Below are 16,788 nucleotides of genomic sequence, written 5' to 3' on the forward strand. Positions count from 1 at the left end.
CAGACTAGGGGACTCGGCATCGTGATCTGGCTGCGGCGCCCGGCCTTCCCAACGGAGTTCAGCCGCCCTCACGCAGTCGATAGCGGCGTTCGGCATACGCCAGATCGTCACGCCACAGCCGATTGGCGGCATGGCGCATCAGTGGCCTGATCAGTGGTGCCAGATTGTGGGCCGCGCTGAATCCTGGGCGCGGTGACTGCGCGACGATGGCTTCGATGACGGCGACGCGTGGCCGGCCGTCTGGCGCCGGACCGATTGGGGTGGCGTGGGTTTCGACGACGCTGCCGGCGCCTTCGCCCTCGAGGATGCGCATCACGATGGTACGCGCTTCGAGGCAAGTGAATTCCGCGATCGCGGGCACGCCGAAGCGCCCGACCCGGAAGGTGACCGAGACGATAAAGCGGTCGTCCTGCTCCGTCGGCGTGGTCAGGACCTCGAGCCGGTTGAACGAATACGGGTGGAACCATCCGCCGTGCCAAGGGTCGAGGCGGTTGGCGATGATGTCCTCCGGCTCGCAGACACCGACGACGCGGGTGACCGCCGACAGCGCGTCGTCGGTGGGCCGAACGGGAATCACCGGCTTATCCAGTGGCGCTTCCCCGGCAACGGAATCGAGTCGCACCCACGCCAGCACGCCATCGTCGTAGCTGGGCAAAGGCGCCCAACCGAACTCGCATGTGTTGCCGTCGAGGGCCAACCCATGCCATCGGCAGAACAAGACGCCACCGGACACCTTCCCGGTGGCAAGATCTGCACCCAGGTGAGGGCAGCTGCCGGGACCAACCCTTAGTCGACCGAGCCGATCGCGCCAGGCGACGAGTTCGGTACCGGCGACGCGCGCGCCAAGTGGACGATCAACGCGCACGTCGCGGCTCGCCGCGAACACGTACCAGTTTCCGGTGGGTCGGCGTTGGGATCGATTCAGGGCGGCGTCGATGATGCTTGGCTGCGCGTCGCCGTAGGTCGGACGTTGCTGTGTCCACGAAGCGCGTGGAACTATCTGCAGCGGCCAGTCCTTTGGCCACCGGCGGCTAAACTGGTCACCGACATTCATGGCCGACCGCGCCCTTGGCGGGCCGCCAGCGACCGGAGCAGCGCGGACCGCCCACGGGTCGGAACGGTGCACAGCTCATGGCCGGTAAGGCCCCATTGCGCCAGCAAGTGATTGGCGGCCACCCATCCGGTGGTGGCTGCCCGTTCCATCAGCGCCACCGGCAGGTCGACGCGAATCCCGTCACCGGCCAACACCAGCCCGGGCTGTGGCGTCACGACCGTCGGGCGCCGAGTGTAGGTTCCCGGCGTGAACAACGGGCAATCGCTTCGACGCAGGACGCGTTCGTGAACCACCTTCGCCGCAGCGGTTTCGGGATAGAGCTTGTGCAGCTGCCGGATAGCGACGTCAGTCTGCATCGCAGAATCCGTTGCGTAGGAATGTAATTCAACGACGGAGCCGCCGTTGTGGCGTGCCCATGCGGCAGCCTCGGTTTCGTAGCGCTCCAGCACGCTGATGTTGTCAAGCGGCTCATGACCCGAGGTACCGAGAAAAGGAGCCCGGTCCGATCGGACGGGCCGGTCAAGCCAGAGCCGGTGCACCACAAAGGGTGGCGCGGTGCGCAACCGTCGTACTTGGGCGCGCCAAAGATCGTTGCCGAGACCGGTTGACGCGGCCACTATTCTTTGCAGGCCGCTCACGTCGCCGGCCAGCACCATGGCGTCCGCATCAAGCGGATCGCTTGAATCAGTCTGGACGCTAAACCCTTTCGCGCCGGTCGGGTCGACGCGCAACACCTGCGCGCCGAGCCGGAACCGCACGCCGCGTTCACTCAGATAATCCCGCAGCGGATTCCACAGGCTCACATCGAAGTTTGCGTTGGTGACATCGAAGATCAGTCCCTCACTGGAACCCAAGAAGTAAATATGAAACATCGTCGCCAGTTCACCGGCCGACAGCTGCGATGGTTCGGCGAAGAAGCTGCGGGAGAAGACCTCGAAGGCGAGGTGACGCGCCGATTCCGGGAAATTGATGCTCTTCAAGAAGGTTTCGGCGTCGATGTGATCCAGCTGGTGGTAGATGTCGGGCACCGAAACCGCGGCCAACGGCGCGGCGGCTCGGGCGTCGATGCGTGCGAGATCGGAAAGCCGGAATGTCGGGCTGCGCAACGCGAACACCAGCGCGTTCCAGGGTGGGGTGCGGGGCAGTCCGCGAAAGGTGTCCCGCCGGCCCGCACCGTCGATCAATGGATAATCCTCGACCGGCGTCAGCATCCGCAGCTGCGGATCGACGCGACTCAGCAAGGCCCGCAGGTTGTAATACTGACGGAAAAAGGCGTGGAATCCGCGGTTCATCGCGAAGTCGGTGTCGTCGTGCCGTTCGGTCCAGCCACCGACCCGCCCGCCGAGGTAGGGCTCCTTCTCTACCACCTCGACGGCGACGCCCCGTTCGGCAAGCCCGGTGGCGGCCGCCAGGCCGGCAATGCCGGCGCCGACGACCACAACGCGAGGCCGCGACGACAGCGAGTCGGCTTGGGCCAGGCCGGGCGATGCCGGATGTCGTTGGCGGCGGCGGTCGGTCATCGCGGCGCCTTCCCTACAAAGGTATGGACGATGTCGTGTTCCCAGCCTGGCATGGTTTCGCTGTGGACGGCGGTGAATCCGGCATCGGACATCCGTCGCCGGAATCGGGCCGCCCCGTCGAAGGTCAGTACGCTGCGCCACAGATGCCGGTACAGCGTGGTGCTGCGGGTTCGCCACCACCCGGCGGGAATGATGATGCCCCAACAGACCACGTGCCAGATCCGGGCGGCGGCGGCGGAATCGCGCACCGAGTACTCGTGCACCGCCAGCGTTCCGCCTGGCCGCAGGAGTGTGCGGAACGCGCGTAGTTGGCTGTCGGGGTCGGCCAGATTGCGCAACAGATAGGCCGCCAGGATGCCGTCGAACGGTCCAGTGATGCCGTGCTCGTCGAGTTCTTCGATGCGCGCGTGCACGAACCGGACCGACGGCGGCCACGACTTGGCCTGCGCCGCATCCAACATGCCGCGTGCGGCGTCGACGGCGACGATTTCGGCTTCCGGAGCCGCCGCCAGCAGTGCCGCCGTCGACGCGCCCGTACCGCAGCCGGCATCGAGCAACCGTAGGCCTCGCCCGCTTTCGGGCAGGCCCATGCGATGCACCGAACGCCGCAGGTTGGTGTGATAGCCGGGATTGGCGCCGACCAGTCTGTCGTAGGCGTCCGCACCGGCGTCGAACGCATCCGGCACGTCGCTGCGCGCGAGGCCCGCTTTATCCACGGTTACCGACTTGCACGTTGGTGCTCCCATAACAGCAGCACCCCGGTGACCAGAGCGAAGCCGAACAAAAAGTCCTCGACGGGAATGTCGAACGGAAATCGTAGACCGCTGATTTGCCGCTCGTTGTAGATGACGATGGGAGCGCTGAGCTTAGTCAGCCAGCCGTCAACTGGAATTTGGAAACCCAGCACGATCACCATCGACAGCCAGTAGGCGGGCCGGCGAAACAGGCCGGTGTGCAACAGCGTCAACTCCAGCGCACACACGCCCAGCACGGCGATCACCGCCGGCACGGTGTATCCCAACCCGGTCATCGGCGGTGGGTCCAGTCGAGGATGGTGGTCACCGCGTTGTAGGTCAGCACCCCGCACAAGGGAATTACCACGAAGAACAGCACCTCCTCGATGGGTATGCGAGGTGGCAAGTCGATGCCGGTGACGTACTTACCGTTGTACCACCACATCCGGGCTGTGATCGCCACGGCGTCCCACACCAGAAACACCGCCGCCACCGGCGCCACCGCACACGCGAGCCGGCGGCCTTGGCGGTAGACGCCGTTGCCGAACAGCTCCAGCGGGGCCGTGATCAGCAGGCACAGGCCCAACAAGATCACGTATTGCCAGCGGTCGCTCACGCCGCACCGGGCTTCCGGCGCTCGGGCTGGGCCTCTGGGCGGGCCTCGGGATGGGTAAGGCGGGCCCGCCACGATTTGAACAGGGCGCTGCCGGCGACCTGAAGTCGGCGCGTCGTGCCGACGGTGGCGCGGTGGCTGAACACGGAGAAGTCGCTGTCCTCAATGCAATCCAGGATCTCCGAATACAGCGTCAACGCGGTCGCCACGCAGGGGCGCGAGCGTGGTGCCAGCATTGCGATCCCATCGGCGGCGAACCGATAAATTTCCCGGGTTATTTCGTGCTGAGCCGCCAGCGCGTCCCGCACCCGGGTATCGGTGCAGCGGTGACTGTGGCACCACAGCATCAGCTCTCGGTCCACACCATGCGCGGCGAGTTCGTCGGCGGGCAGATAGATCCGATTGCGCATCAGATCCTCGTCGACGTCGCGCAGGAAGTTGGTCAGCTGGAACGCGCGGCCCAGCGCGGCGGCATAGGGTGCCGCCTCTGTCGTATCGACAACTGTTCCCAGCACTGGAAGCATCTGCAGGCCAATGACTTCCGCTGAGCCCCGCATGTAACGGTCGAGCGCGGCCCGGTCCGGATAGTCGGTGACGGTGAGGTCCATGCGCATGGAGGCGAGAAAATCGTCGAACAGGTCGGCCGGAATTCCGTAGCGGGCCACGGTGTGATCGACCGCCGCCAGAATCGGCTCGTCGCGATGCTCGCCGCCGGCGAAGAACCGGTCGGACAGCCGCTGCAGTCGATCGGCCCGCGCGACGGCGTCCAGGTTGGGATTGAACTCATCGAGGATGTCGTCGGCATGGCGGGCAAAGGCGTATAGGGCATGGACCGCCGGGCGCTGGTCTGGAGCCAGCAACCTGGTGGCCAGGAAGTAGGTGCGGCCGTTCTCGGCTGCGATCTTTCGGCAGCGCCGATAGGCGGTGCGCAGACGGGGATCGTCGATTCCGCCGGCGTCCAGTTCGGTGCGGATCATCTGAATCGGGCTTTCAGATCGAGGTTTGTGGTTGACCGGTCGGGCACGCCGGTGACGCGATCGGCGGCCAACCGCCCAGAGATCAGGGTGGTCGGCACACCCACGCCAGGAACCGTCGACGAGCCGGCCAGCACCGCGTTGTCGATGCCGCGCACGAGGTTGGCCGGCCGAAACGGTCCGGTCTGTGCGAACGTGTGCGCAAACGCAAATGGTGTGCCGGCCGCCATGCCTGCGCGGGCCCAGTCGGCGGGGGTGTCAACGTGCAGCAGTTCGGCCCCGTCGCCCAAGTCCGGCAGCAGCCGTTCCTGCACCACGTCAAGCATGCTCTGCGCGTACGGTGCAGCGGTGCGAGACCAGTCGATGCGGCAGCGGTCCAGGTTCGGTGCCGGTGCCAGCACGTAGAGCAGGTCACGGCCCGCCGGGGCAAGGCTCGGGTCGCTGGCCGTCGGGCGGGTCACGAGCAATGACGGGTCCCGCATCAGCCGACGGTCGCGGATGATGTCGGTGAAAGTCTGCTCCCACGCCCCGCCGAAAAGAATGTTGTGGTGGGCTGACTGTGGCCTTGTCGGGGGCACAGCCCGGCAACCCACGTGCAGTACCACCGCCGAGGGCGCAGCACGCAGCGGCAGCAGCCGTCTGGGGTGACGGCCCAACAGTTGGTAGGTGAGGGGCAGTTCGGTGGTCAACACCACCGCGTCGCAGGCGACGCGCTCACCCTCGCCGGTGATCACCGCGGTGACCCGGTCGCCGGTGCGCTCCAGCGCGGTGACCGTCGATCCGTAACAGAATCGGACCCCGGCGTCGTGCGCTGCCGCGGCCAGCGCGTCGGGCAGCGCCCGCACGCCGCCACGCGGAAAGAACACGCCCGAGACCGTGTCCATGTAAGCGATCACCGCATAAACCGCCAGGGCGTCTTGCGGCGCGACCCCGGCGTAAAGGGACTGGAAGGTGAAGACGCGCCGCAACCGGGGGTCACTGATGTAACGGTTGACCATCGTCGCCCACTTGCGGAACCCGCCGATACCGGCGAGCCGAGCCAGCTGCGGGGTCAGCATGGACAAGGGGGAGTCGAAGTTCGCGGCGATGAAGCCCTCGAACTCGGTCCGGTACAGCCGGTGCAGCCACTCACGCAGCGCGCGGTAACCGGCGGCTTCCTGCGGGCCGGCGAATTCCCGTACCGACGCAGCCATCCGGTCGGCGTCGCTGTGGACGTCAATGCCGGTGCCGTCGGTGAACATTGCCCGGTAAGCCGGATCCACGGGCAACAAATCCAATCGTTGAGAAGTGGTTTCGCCGACGGCGGCGAAGACCTCATCGATGATGTCGGGCATGGTGAGCACCGTCGGCCCGGTGTCGATCAGGTACCCGTTGATGTCGCGGCGGCCCGCCCGTCCCCCGGGCCACGGTTCACGCTCCACCACCGTGACCTCTCGGCCCCGACCGGCCAGATGCAGCGCCGCGGACAGCCCCGCAAACCCGGCGCCGACCACCACCACCCGGTCGGTGCGTCCCCGCACCGTACGCATCAGCGCCACTCCTGCGCGCTCATGCGGCGCGCCGTGTGCACACGCCGGCCATATCGGCCAGTGCGGCCCTGATTGAGCTGTCGATCCCAGCGCTGTCCAGGGCCTTCTGCGCGATCTCCACCCGGTCGGTGATCAGTTCTTCGATCCGCTGCACCGCTCCGGTCGCGAAAATCAAGCTTCGCCAGTGGTCAAGGTCGGCTTCGTCGAGCTGGTCGCTGTTGATCAGCTCGCTGAATCGCCGGCGGGTTGATACGTCGGCCATTTGATGAGCGGCGACCATAACGCTGGTGGCCTTGCGTTCGAGCAGGTCCCCGCCATTGGGTTTGCCCGTCGTCGCTGGTGATCCGAAGATACCCAGGATGTCATCGCGAAGCTGGAACGCCTCACCGACAGCGGATCCGTATTCGCCGAGCCGGGCCAGCGTGTGCTCGGCGCAGCCGGCCATGGCGGCGCCAATCTCCAACGGCCGGCGCACCGTGTAGTTGCCAGACTTCATCCGGGCCACCTTGAGTACGGACTCCATAGTAGGCAATTCACGTACATCTATTGCCAGATCGGCGAATTGGCCAACCGCCAGCTCGGTGCGCATGGCGTCGTAGCGTGGCCATGCCCGTTGCAGCTGATGGCTCTTGACACCACTGTCCCGAAGCATCTGCTCGGCCCAGATCAGGCACAGATCGCCGAGGAGCACAGCGGCCGATTCGCCGAACCGGCGCGACGAGCCCGACAGCCCGCGCCGGGTATGCCAGCTGGCGAACTGGATGTGCGCCGCGGGACGCCCGCGCCGCGACGGCGAATCATCCATGACATCGTCCTGCAGCAGCGCGAAAGCGTGCAGCAACTCCAAACTGGCGGTCGCTGACAAGGTCGCATCGCTGGCCGGTGCGCCACACAGCCAGCCCAGGTACATGAACGTCGAGCGCAAGCACTTGCCGCCTTCGACAAACTCCATCAAAATTTCCCCGGCCGCGTCGACGCCGCACTCGCCCAATGTATCGGCACAGCGAGCGGAGACGAATTCCGCGATCTCCGCCAGTACTGCGCGTCGCACACCCGTCCGCCAGGTGTCGAACTGGTCGGTAGTCGGCAGGCAGGCCGCGCCTTTTCGCGCGGCTCCACCGAGAGGCACCCGCCGCAATTCACGCACAGCTCCCACCAGAGACTCCCTCGCACGACGGTCAGCGGCCGATCCCGAACGGCTCAGATTCACGCGTTGGTACCCCTTCGACGAGAAGCCGAACCGCTGGCTGATAGCGCTGGCCAGAACTGGACCGATCACTATCTTCATTTATTTAATCATTAATTTAGTGAATCATTCTTCGTCGCGCCACTCTTGGGTGCCGGGACACCGGTCATGCTAGGGCTTTGCCACCAAGGCTGGGGTGCCCGCTATGCGGATTGATCCACTTTCGGGCGCGTGCGCCCGAGCAGATGACGCAAGGCCGAATCCAGGTCAGGTTGGCGGAAGCGGTGTCCGGCTCGGCTGAGGCGGGCGGGACTCACCCGCTGACTGGCCAACGCGAGTTCGCGGGCACCCTGCCCGCCGAGCAAGAGCCGCGGACCCAGCGGCGGCACCGGCAGCACGGCGGGCCGGCGCAGGACATGCGCCAGGGTCCGGGTGTATTCGGCGTTGCGAACCGGTTGCGGCGCAACGGCGTTCACCGGACCCGACAGCGCGATGTCCCACAGCGCGCGGTGGTAAACGTCGACCATGTCGTCGATCCCGATCCACGACAGCCACTGCCTCCCGTCGCCGAGCCGGCCACCCAGCCCGGCGCTGAACAAGGGGCGCAGCAACCTGAGCGTGCCGCCGCGCGGGGATTGCACGATGCCGGTGCGGACCCGCACCACCCGGGTTCCGGCCTGCTCTGCCGGGGTGGTCGCGTCCTCCCAGTCGGCGACGAGGTCGGCCAGGAACCCGTCGCCGCGATCGCTTTCCTCGGTCAGCGTCTGATCGCCGCGGTCGTAGCCGTAGTAGCCGATGGCCGACGCCGAGATCAGCACGGCCGGGCCGGCTTTGTTGCGCGCAATGAGTTCGGCCAGCCGGCGGGTTGGGCCGATTCTGCTGTCGCGGAGAGCGTTTCGATGGACATCGGTGAACCGGCCGGCGATCGAGGCGCCCGCCAGGTGGATCACCGCTTCCACGCCGCTGAGCAGCGCCGGGTGGGGATCATCGGGATTCCAACGTCTCTCGTCCTCGCAGCGTGGCTTCCCGCGGACCAGTCGGATGACGCGATGGCCACCGGTGCTCAGAAACGCCGCCAACGCCGAGCCGACCAGCCCCGAAGATCCGGTGATGGCGACGGTGCTCGGCGCCAGACCGTGTTCGGCCGCCAACGTGTGCGCTGCAAAGTCGTCGACCAGCTGACGCTCCCGGTAGGCGAACATTGCGCGCAACAGCGACCCCGGCACCGGCGTGTCGACCCGGTCGGTCACGCGTGTCCTGCCCTCGCCTAGGTCTACGAACTCGTGAATGTGATGCCATCGCAGGGTGATTCGTGCCGGCAGCGAGGCCAACCCGTCGCTACCGATGCTATCGGCGAAACGCCTTGGCGGATCGTACAAATCCGGCTCGTGCTCGGCGACCCAGCGCAGACCGCCGGGCAGCGCGAGCGTGGCGTGCCCGTCCCTGAGCGAGTCGGTCTCGGACACCAATCGCATCGGCGACCAGGGCGGCGAGAGTCTGGTAAACGCGCCCGGCCTGGCGTGCCAGGCGAACACCTCGTCGCGCGCCGCATCGACCACGCTCGAATATGTCACCCCCATATCTCGAAGCTACCCATGAATGCGTGAGCGTGTCAGGGGGAACACTGATCGGTATGGGTCTTGTCGAGGGTATTCAGTCGCTGCTGGACGCCGCCATGGATAGGGCCGTCGTTCCCGGCTATACCCGCGTCGGCTATCGGTTGCGGCAGATGAGCTGGGCAGACGACCCTCCGCAGCACGCGCTGCGGGGCCGGACCGCGCTGGTCACCGGCGCGAACCGCGGCATCGGCAAGGCGATCGCCGCCGGGATGGCCGAACTGGGCGCCACCGTGTTGCTGACCGTTCGCGACCGGGAGGCCGGCGAGCGGGCCCGCGCGGAGATCGTTGCCGCGCACCCGTACGCCGACGTTCGGGTGGAGGTGTGCGATGTGTCCGACCTGAACGCGGTTCGCGCGTTCGCCGCCGACCTGACCGGGCGGGGCTCGACGCTGGATGTGCTCGTCCACAACGCCGGGGTGCTGCCGGCCACCCGCACCGAGGCCGCCAACGGGCACGAGGTCACGCTGGCCACCCACGTGCTGGGTCCGATCCTGTTGACCGAGCAGCTGCTGCCGATCCTGCGCGCCTCCAGCGATGCGCGCGTGATCCTGATGTCCTCGGGTGGGATGTACACCCAGGCGCTGGCCACCGGCGACCCCGAATACCGCGCCGGCAGATACCGCGGCACCACGGCATATGCGCGCACCAAGCGAATGCAGGTCGCGCTCGTGCCGATCCTGGCCCGCCGCTGGGCGCCGATTCGCGTCTACGCCATGCACCCCGGATGGGCCGACACCCCTGGCGTGGCCGCGGCGCTTCCAGGTTTTCGGTTGCTTACCGGTCCGCTTTTGCGCACAGCCGGCGAGGGCGCTGACACCGCCGTCTGGCTCGCCGCCACCGCACCGGCACCGCCGTCCGGCGGCTTCTGGCAGGACCGGCGGCCCCGCCCGGAGCACTATCTGCCGTTGACCCGATATGGCGACGCCGATCGCGAGCGCGTGTGGCGCTACTGCGCGGGCGCGATCGGTATCGAAAACACTTGAGTTCGGCGGGGGGCGGTGGCTGCCGGGGCGGTTAGCGGCCGCCTGGTCGGCTTGCTGGCGGGGTTCCTGCGGCTCACGCAATAGTGGAACAGATGCCAGGAGATGGCTGCCGGCACCGCTGCCTTGTGCAGGTAGGACTCCCAATCCTCGCGACGAAAGCCCCGAGCAACGGATATCGCCCCGTCACAACGTGTGATCCGGTGCCAACCCATCAGGTGACACAGCGCGGGGAAGACGTAGTACGGCATGGCATGCCGGTGCAGATCGGCAATATGCCAGCCGTGGGTGGAGTTTGCCTCGACCCAGGCCACGAAATTGACGACTTGTTCGTCAGTGAGGTGATGGGTGACATGTGAACTGACGATGAAATCCACCGGCTTGGCGGGGGTGTAGGAAAACACATCAGCCGTTCGGTAGTCGATCTGCATCCATGGGGGTGTCGCGTCACGAGCAGCGACAGAGCTACGAGGATTCAGGTCAATGCCCGACAACTTCACATTCATCCCACGCTGATTAGCCCACTTTGCAATAGCACGTAACAGATCACCGTCACCGTAACCAATGTCCAGCACGGAGAATTCAGCCATCCCGTTCGTTGCCCGTCGCAGCCATCGCAACGTGGGCCGATGGGTGAGGGTAATTCGGTTGATGACGGCCAATTCGGCAACGACACGCTGATATGTGGCGGGATCAGTGGTCTCGTCGTCCAGCTCTTCTGGAAGCGTGCTGCGTGCAGAAAGCATTTCAGTTCACCGTCCCACCACAGACCCATCCATCATTTCGGCGATCCGCCACGCGGACATAGCGTAGTTCAACTGGCAAAAGGATCGGGCCGTTCCTTCATATTTACCGATCAGGCAGCGCGTGCTCGACGATGGGCAGCCGCGGCAGCGGTTGGCGTTCGCGGCGCTTTGCCGCCAGGTACACCTGTGCGGTCTCGTTGGCCACCGTCTGCCAGTCGAAGTCGGAGGTGAGCCGTTCGCGGGCGGCCAGGGCGCGCCGCTGAGCGGCGTCTGGATCGTCGAGCACCGTGCGCGCCGCTGCGGCCAGCCCCGCGATGTCGCGCGGCGGACACGACACCCCGGTCCGCCCGTTGATCACCGCCTCGCCCAGGCCGCCGATGTTCGATGTCACCAGCGGCGTGCCCGCTGCGGCGGCCTCCAGGGCGGCCAGCCCGAACGGCTCGTAGTGGCTGGGCAGCACCGCGGCGTCGGCCCTGTGCAGTACCGCGAGCAATTCGGTGTGGTTGAGATGCCCGACGAACCGGGTTGCCTTGAGTACCTTGTGTTTACGCGCCTGTTCGACGAGCCAATCCAGCTGGGTGCCCTCCCCGGCGATGGTCAGCGTGGTACCCGGGTGGGTGCGCCTGATCCTCGGCAGCGCGGCGATGACGTCGTGCACACCCTTCTCGTATTCCAACCGCCCCACGAAGAGCAGTTCGGCCGGCCCGGTGCGCGAGCGGCGGGCTGCGTACTGCCAGTGCGCGGCGTCAATACCGTTGCGGATCATCGTGATCTCGGTCAGGCCGGGACCGAACAGTTCGGTGATCTCGTCGCTCATCGACGCCGAACACGTGATCAGCGAATCGGATTCGCGCACCAGCCACGACTCGGCGGCGTGCACCTGACGGCTGATCGCTCCGGATACCCAGCCGGAATGCCGCCCGGCTTCGGTCGCATGGATCGTGGAAACCAGTGGCACGTCATAGAATTGGGCGAGCGCGACAGCGGGGTGGGCTACCAGCCAGTCGTGCGCGTGTACCACGTCGGGACGCCAGGGGCGCCCGGTGCCGTATTTTTGTAGCGGCAGCGCGGCGCGGATCATCGCGTGACCCATCGCCAGCGTCCAGGCCATCATGTCCTTGCTGAAAGTGAACTCGTGCGGATCCTGCGCGGCCGCGATCACCCGGACGCCGTCGCTGATTTCGTCGGACGACGGGTGGGTGCTGGGATCGGTGCCCGTGGGCCGGCGGGACAGGACGACGACGTCGTGGCCTGCCTCGGCCAGCGCGGTCGCCAGGTGGTGCACGTGCCGGCCCAGCCCGCCGATCACCACCGGCGGGTATTCCCACGACAGCATCAGGATCTTCACGGGCGCGGCCTTTGTCTTGGCGAGCGTGCGCAGAATGACAGCCGCGGCGGCGTGTCGCCGTACAAACACGCGCGCTCGCGCCGGCTCATCGGGGGAGCCTTCGGGCGTCCAGGGCGCCGAACAGGCCGTCGGCGCGGTTCCACCCGTCGGCCAGCCGCTGTGCGGCGTCGCGCCGGCCCGACGCCAGCGCCGCGGCGATCTCCCGGGTGGCGTGGGCGTGCAGGTGCGCACGGTAGCGGGCGTAGTCGGCGGCCGAGTCCTTGCTCACCATGAACGGCCAGTCGCTGGACACGGTCAGCAGGGTCTCGCGCAGGATCTGATCGGCAACGCGATCGCGGGGGATAGGGCCGTCCAGCGATGCGGTCTGGTTCAGCGCCTTGTCGATGGTGGTCAGGGCGGTCTCGACCACTTCGGTGTTGAGCTGGACCAGATCGGCCACCTTCTCGCCGGCCCACACCTGCCAGTCCTTGCCGGAGCCCCAGGAGCTGGGCGGCAACGCGACCGGATCGCCGACGAATCCGTCGGCGATCGCGTCGCTCAGCGTGCCCACTCGCACGCCGGCGGCGGGCAGGGCGCGCAGCATGCGCGCCAACCACGTCGGCCCCTCGTACCACCAATGGCCGAACAGCTCGGTGTCGAAGGCGGCGATGACGTGGGCGGGCCGCTCGATGCGCTCCGACTCAGCCATGAGCCGGTTGCGTACCACGTCGACGAAGTCCTCGACGTGGACGTCGATCGCGTGGTCCGCGCGCTCGGGATCGTAGGGCGCCTTGGCGTCCGACGCCACGTTGCGGCCGCTGACCCGGGCCGGCTTGAGGCCGGTGAGGTGGTCGTAGGTGTGGAAATCGCGGTAGGCCGCGTGTCCGGGGTAGCCGGATTTCGGCGACCACACCCGGTAGCTGACCTGCAAGTCGCGGCCGAACGCGATCACGTCGGTGTCGCCGACCGGCCGGCCCAGCGCGGTGTCGCCGTGCAGCGACGGGCCGTCGACCATGAAATGGGTGACCCCCGCGGCGGCGTAGTCGTGTTCCATGCCCGGGGCGTAGGCGCATTCCGGCGCCCAGATCCCCGTCGGGCGGTGCGCCAGCCGCAGCGCAGGGTCGGCCAGGCCTTCGCGCAGCGCGAACTCGCGCAGCCGCGGCGCCAGCAGCGGCTGGAACGGGTGGGCCAGCGGGCCGCCCAGCAGCTCGGCGGCGCCGGCGTCGATCAGGCTGCGCAGCAGCGGGCTGCCGCCGTGGCGCCACCGGGTGGCGAAGTCGTCGAGCGCCTGGTCGGCCTCTGCGCATTCACGAATCCCGAAGGCCCGCAATGCTTCTGGTGTGCATGACGGGTAACTGGCCGACTTCGATCTGGGCGCCGCCCGTACGCTGGTGGCCTCCAGCGCACGCAGCCGCCAGTTGGCCAGCCAGTGATGCATGCCGTCGAGGCAGTACGGGTCGTCGAGCTGGGCGTTCACCACCGGAGTGATTCCCAGCGTGATCAGCCGGTGCCGATCCTCGTCGGCCAGGGTGTGCAGCACTCGCATCAGCGGCAGGTAGGCCGCCGCCCACGACTGGTAGAGCCATTCCTCGCCGACCGGCCAGCGGCCGTGGTGGGCCAGCCAGGGCAGGTGGGTGTGCAGCACCAGCGTGAACAGGCCGGGCACCCGGTCGCCGTCTGAAGTCGCTGAAGTCGTCGCGCTCACGGCCGGACCGCGATCGCGATCAGGTCCAGACTGTTGTCAATCTCACGATCGCCCGAATCGACCAGGTCGAAGTCGGCGGTGGTGACCGCGGCGACATCGGCCCGCAGCTCGGGCGTCCACGGCGCGTCGGCCACCGCCCGCGCGATCTGCGCGTCGATGATGGAGCCGCCGTGGCGAGCGTCCATCTCTCGTAGCCGCGGACCATGGAACAGCCCGCTGATCGACACCTGGGCGAAACCCGCGTCGAGGAGCAACTGGGTCAGCTCCACGGCGTTGAGTTCGCGGGTGTGGAACGGGTTGATCGGGGTGTCGCGGCCCGGGGAGAAAGTGACCCGGTTGGGGGTGGACACCATCAACAAGCCCGAAGGACGCAGCACCCGGGCGCACTCGGCCACGAACTGAGCCTGGTCCCACAGGTGCTCGATGACCTGGAAGTTCACCACGACGTCCACCGACGCGTCGGGCAGCGGCAGGTCGGCCAGGTTCGCCTGCATGGCCTCCACCCGCCGGTAGCGGCTGCGGACATGGGCCACCGCGGCCTCGTCGTAGTCCACCGCGACGACCCGGCGGGCAACGCCGGCGATCAGATCGGCGCCGTAACCTTCGCCACAGCCGGCCTCGAGCACCTCGCGGCCCGCGCAGCGTGGCGCCAGCCGCTGGTAGACCACCTCGTGACGGCGAAACCAGTAGTTCTCGATGTCCAGGTCGGGAATGGTGCGTTCACCCGTCAGCGTCAACACCGGGTCGGCCGCCGGCTGGTCGGCGGTGACCGCCCGGGCCCCCCGGTCTACGGAGTGGCCAGCGTCGGGGACGAATGCGCTCATTGCATAGGGAGGCTAACGCGAAGTGCGGGATTCGCGAACCCTGGACCGGATGCGGGCGGGTGCGGGCGGATGCGGGCGAAAGAATGCGCAGGACGACCCGCTATGGTGTGAGAGCAGACCGCACAAAGTTACCCGTTAGTAACATGCGTGTGCGGCTGCGAAATGCCTGACCAAGGTCCTGCAGCCGACCGCTGCCGGACGCCTTCAAGGAGGACGAACCACACTCATGACGAACATCGTGGTCCTGATCAAGCAGGTCCCAGACACCTGGTCGGAGCGCAAGCTGACCGACGGCGATTACACGCTGGACCGCGAGGCCGCCGACGCGGTGCTGGACGAGATCAACGAGCGCGCGGTGGAAGAGGCGCTGCAGATCCGGGAGAGAGAGGCAGCGAGCGGTAATGAGGGCTCCGTCACGGTGCTGACCGCGGGCCCCGAGCGCGCCACCGAGGCGATCCGCAAGGCCCTGTCGATGGGGGCCGACAAGGCCGTTCACCTCAAAGACGACGGCTTGCACGGCTCGGACGTCATCCAGACCGGGTGGGCGCTGGCGCGCGCGCTGGGCACCATCGAGGGCACCGAGCTGGTCATCGCCGGCACCGAGGCCACCGACGGTGTCGGCGGCGCGGTGCCGGCCATCATCGCCGAGTACCTGGGCCTGCCGCAGCTCACCCACCTGCAAGCTGTCGGTCGAGGGCGGCAAGGTCACCGGCGAGCGGGAGACCGACGACGGCGTCTTCACCCTCGAGGCCACACTGCCCGCGGTGGTGAGCGTGACCGAGAAGATCAACGAGCCGCGCTTCCCCTCCTTCAAAGGCATCATGGCCGCCAAGAAGAAAGAGGTCACGGTGCTGACCCTGGCCGAGATCGGCGTCGAGGGCGACGAGGTCGGGCTGGCCAACGCCGGGTCGACCGTACAGTCGTCGACGCCGAAGCCGCCCAAGACGGCCGGTGAGAAGGTCACCGACGAGGGCGAGGGCGGTAACGACATCGCCAAGTACCTGGTCGCGCAGAAAATCATCTAACGAGCACTCACGAGAAGAGCGATATAACCCATGGCTGAAGTACTGGTGCTCGCCGAGCACGCCGAAGGTGCGCTGAAGAAGGTCAGCGCCGAATTGATCACCGCCGCCCGTGCGCTGGGCGAGCCGGCCGCCGTCGTGGTCGGGGCGCCGGGGACGGCGGCGCCGCTGATCGACGGGCTGAAGGCGGCCGGTGCCGCCAAGATCTACGTCGCCGAGTCCGACGACGTCGACAAGTACCTGATCACCCCGGTGGTCGACGTGCTGGCCGCGCTGGCCGAATCGAACGCCCCGGCCGCCGTGTTGCTGGCCGCCACCGCCGACAGCAAGGAAATCGCGGGCCGGCTCGCGGCCCGGATCGGGTCGGGTCTGCTGGTCGACGTGGTCGAGGTCAAAGAAGGCGCGGTAGGCGTCCACAGCATCTTCGGTGGCGCGTTTACCGTCGAGGCCAAGGCCAACGGCGACACCCCGGTGATCACCGTGCGTGCCGGCGCCGTCGACGCCGAGCCGACCGACGGCGCCGGTGAGCAGTTCAACGTGGACGTGCCCGCTCCCGCCGAGAACGCCACCAAGATCACCGCCCGCGAGCCCGCCGTCGCCGGTGACCGGCCGGAACTGACCGAGGCCACCATCGTGGTGTCCGGTGGCCGCGGCGTCGGCAGCGCGGAGAACTTCAACGTGGTCGAGGCGCTGGCCGACTCGCTGGGTGCCGCCGTCGGCGCGTCGCGCGCCGCGGTCGACTCCGGCTACTACCCGGGCCAGTTCCAGGTGGGCCAGACCGGCAAGACGGTGTCCCCGCAGCTCTACATCGCGCTGGGCATCTCGGGAGTGCTGTCATAGGATTGATAGGGGCTGGCGAATGTCTCTTTGCCGAACAGATCGACGCCGAGCGACAGCCGCGGCCCGAGCGCGTAGGGGTCGGTGAAGGAAAGATCGAAGCCCTTGGCATACTCGC

The 16,788-nt window shown here is 67.4% G+C and carries 14 protein-coding genes and 2 pseudogenes; 3 read left to right on the forward strand and 13 right to left on the reverse strand.

All coding sequences use genetic code 11. The annotated features are described in order from the left end of the window. Positions 1–58: 58 nt before the first annotated feature. The 9 genes from ACLP9N_RS16965 to ACLP9N_RS17005 all read right to left on the reverse strand — a co-directional run bounded on the left by ACLP9N_RS16965 (position 59) and on the right by ACLP9N_RS17005 (position 9,190). On the reverse strand, positions 59–1,054 hold the full coding sequence (locus ACLP9N_RS16965) for a DUF5914 domain-containing protein (RefSeq protein ID WP_442408512.1): 996 nt from the start codon (positions 1,052–1,054) through the stop codon (positions 59–61). Then, the gene (locus ACLP9N_RS16970) at positions 1,051–2,574 is read right to left on the reverse strand and encodes an FAD-dependent oxidoreductase (RefSeq protein ID WP_442408513.1); all 1,524 of its coding nucleotides are present in this window, start codon (positions 2,572–2,574) and stop codon (positions 1,051–1,053) included. Before ACLP9N_RS16970 ends, ACLP9N_RS16965 begins: the two co-directional genes overlap by 4 nt. After that, entirely contained in the window at positions 2,571–3,320 is a 750-nt protein-coding gene (locus ACLP9N_RS16975; RefSeq protein ID WP_442408514.1) for a class I SAM-dependent methyltransferase, read from the reverse strand. The genes ACLP9N_RS16970 and ACLP9N_RS16975 overlap by 4 nt, the downstream gene beginning before the upstream one ends. Continuing rightward, positions 3,293–3,604 carry a lycopene cyclase domain-containing protein gene (locus tag ACLP9N_RS16980; protein ID WP_442408515.1) on the reverse strand — a complete coding sequence of 104 codons (312 nt, stop codon included), beginning with the start codon at positions 3,602–3,604 and terminating at the stop codon, positions 3,293–3,295. The genes ACLP9N_RS16975 and ACLP9N_RS16980 overlap by 28 nt, the downstream gene beginning before the upstream one ends. Beyond that, positions 3,601–3,924, reverse strand: a complete 324-nt coding sequence (locus tag ACLP9N_RS16985; RefSeq protein ID WP_442408516.1) for a lycopene cyclase domain-containing protein — start codon at positions 3,922–3,924, stop codon at positions 3,601–3,603. The genes ACLP9N_RS16980 and ACLP9N_RS16985 overlap by 4 nt, the downstream gene beginning before the upstream one ends. Further along, positions 3,921–4,898, reverse strand: a complete 978-nt coding sequence (locus ACLP9N_RS16990) for a phytoene/squalene synthase family protein (protein ID WP_442408517.1) — start codon at positions 4,896–4,898, stop codon at positions 3,921–3,923. The genes ACLP9N_RS16985 and ACLP9N_RS16990 overlap by 4 nt, the downstream gene beginning before the upstream one ends. After that, positions 4,895–6,424 carry a phytoene desaturase family protein gene (crtI, locus tag ACLP9N_RS16995; protein ID WP_442408518.1) on the reverse strand — a complete coding sequence of 510 codons (1,530 nt, stop codon included), beginning with the start codon at positions 6,422–6,424 and terminating at the stop codon, positions 4,895–4,897. Before crtI ends, ACLP9N_RS16990 begins: the two co-directional genes overlap by 4 nt. Positions 6,425–6,443: 19 nt before the next feature. Next, positions 6,444–7,553 carry a polyprenyl synthetase family protein gene (locus ACLP9N_RS17000; protein ID WP_442408522.1) on the reverse strand — a complete coding sequence of 370 codons (1,110 nt, stop codon included), beginning with the start codon at positions 7,551–7,553 and terminating at the stop codon, positions 6,444–6,446. Positions 7,554–7,813: 260 nt separating this feature from the next. Beyond that, complete coding sequence (locus tag ACLP9N_RS17005) at positions 7,814–9,190, reverse strand: TIGR01777 family oxidoreductase (RefSeq protein WP_442408519.1); 1,377 nt, start codon at positions 9,188–9,190, stop codon at positions 7,814–7,816. Positions 9,191–9,243: 53 nt separating this feature from the next. Between ACLP9N_RS17005 and ACLP9N_RS17010 the strand changes: the two genes are divergently transcribed. After that, positions 9,244–10,212, forward strand: a complete 969-nt coding sequence (locus tag ACLP9N_RS17010) for an SDR family NAD(P)-dependent oxidoreductase (protein WP_442408523.1) — start codon at positions 9,244–9,246, stop codon at positions 10,210–10,212. Here ACLP9N_RS17010 and ACLP9N_RS17015 read toward each other — a convergent pair. From ACLP9N_RS17015 to ACLP9N_RS17030, 4 genes are all read right to left on the reverse strand, one after another. Then, entirely contained in the window at positions 10,176–10,955 is a 780-nt protein-coding gene (locus ACLP9N_RS17015; protein WP_442408520.1) for a methyltransferase domain-containing protein, read from the reverse strand. The two genes, ACLP9N_RS17010 and ACLP9N_RS17015, sit on opposite strands and share 37 nt — an antisense overlap. A gap of 103 nt (positions 10,956–11,058) precedes the next feature. After that, a complete protein-coding gene (locus ACLP9N_RS17020; RefSeq protein ID WP_442408524.1) occupies positions 11,059–12,303 on the reverse strand; it encodes a glycosyltransferase family 4 protein in 1,245 nt (414 codons plus the stop codon). An 85-nt stretch (positions 12,304–12,388) separates the two neighbouring features. Continuing rightward, complete coding sequence (locus ACLP9N_RS17025) at positions 12,389–13,948, reverse strand: 1,4-alpha-glucan branching protein domain-containing protein (protein ID WP_442408525.1); 1,560 nt, start codon at positions 13,946–13,948, stop codon at positions 12,389–12,391. A 35-nt stretch (positions 13,949–13,983) separates the two neighbouring features. Then, positions 13,984–14,811, reverse strand: a complete 828-nt coding sequence (locus ACLP9N_RS17030; protein WP_442408521.1) for a class I SAM-dependent methyltransferase — start codon at positions 14,809–14,811, stop codon at positions 13,984–13,986. A gap of 226 nt (positions 14,812–15,037) precedes the next feature. Here ACLP9N_RS17030 and ACLP9N_RS17035 point away from each other — a divergent pair. After that, positions 15,038–15,836 (forward strand): annotated as a pseudogene (locus tag ACLP9N_RS17035) (electron transfer flavoprotein subunit beta/FixA family protein). Positions 15,837–15,866: 30 nt separating this feature from the next. Then, a pseudogene (locus ACLP9N_RS17040) lies at positions 15,867–16,667 on the forward strand (electron transfer flavoprotein subunit alpha/FixB family protein); the annotation flags it as partial. Between the last annotated feature and the right edge of the window lie 121 nt (positions 16,668–16,788).

Origin of the sequence: Mycobacterium sp. (assembly GCF_052144515.1) — a bacterium.
Lineage (GTDB): Bacteria > Actinomycetota > Actinomycetes > Mycobacteriales > Mycobacteriaceae > Mycobacterium.

Excerpts from the sequence above, each read along its gene's own strand:
- ACLP9N_RS17010 (WP_442408523.1), top strand. The coding sequence starts at position 9,244 with ATGGGTCTTGTCGAGGGTATTCAGTCGCTGCTGGACGCCGCCATGGAT.
- ACLP9N_RS16970 (WP_442408513.1), bottom strand. The coding sequence starts at position 2,574 with ATGACCGACCGCCGCCGCCAACGACATCCGGCATCGCCCGGCCTGGCC.
- crtI (WP_442408518.1), bottom strand. The coding sequence starts at position 6,424 with ATGCGTACGGTGCGGGGACGCACCGACCGGGTGGTGGTGGTCGGCGCC.
- ACLP9N_RS17015 (WP_442408520.1), bottom strand. The coding sequence starts at position 10,955 with ATGCTTTCTGCACGCAGCACGCTTCCAGAAGAGCTGGACGACGAGACC.
- ACLP9N_RS16980 (WP_442408515.1), bottom strand. The coding sequence starts at position 3,604 with ATGACCGGGTTGGGATACACCGTGCCGGCGGTGATCGCCGTGCTGGGC.
- ACLP9N_RS16975 (WP_442408514.1), bottom strand. The coding sequence starts at position 3,320 with ATGGGAGCACCAACGTGCAAGTCGGTAACCGTGGATAAAGCGGGCCTC.
- ACLP9N_RS17030 (WP_442408521.1), bottom strand. The coding sequence starts at position 14,811 with ATGAGCGCATTCGTCCCCGACGCTGGCCACTCCGTAGACCGGGGGGCC.
- ACLP9N_RS16965 (WP_442408512.1), bottom strand. The coding sequence starts at position 1,054 with ATGAATGTCGGTGACCAGTTTAGCCGCCGGTGGCCAAAGGACTGGCCG.
- ACLP9N_RS16990 (WP_442408517.1), bottom strand. The coding sequence starts at position 4,898 with ATGATCCGCACCGAACTGGACGCCGGCGGAATCGACGATCCCCGTCTG.
- ACLP9N_RS17005 (WP_442408519.1), bottom strand. The coding sequence starts at position 9,190 with ATGGGGGTGACATATTCGAGCGTGGTCGATGCGGCGCGCGACGAGGTG.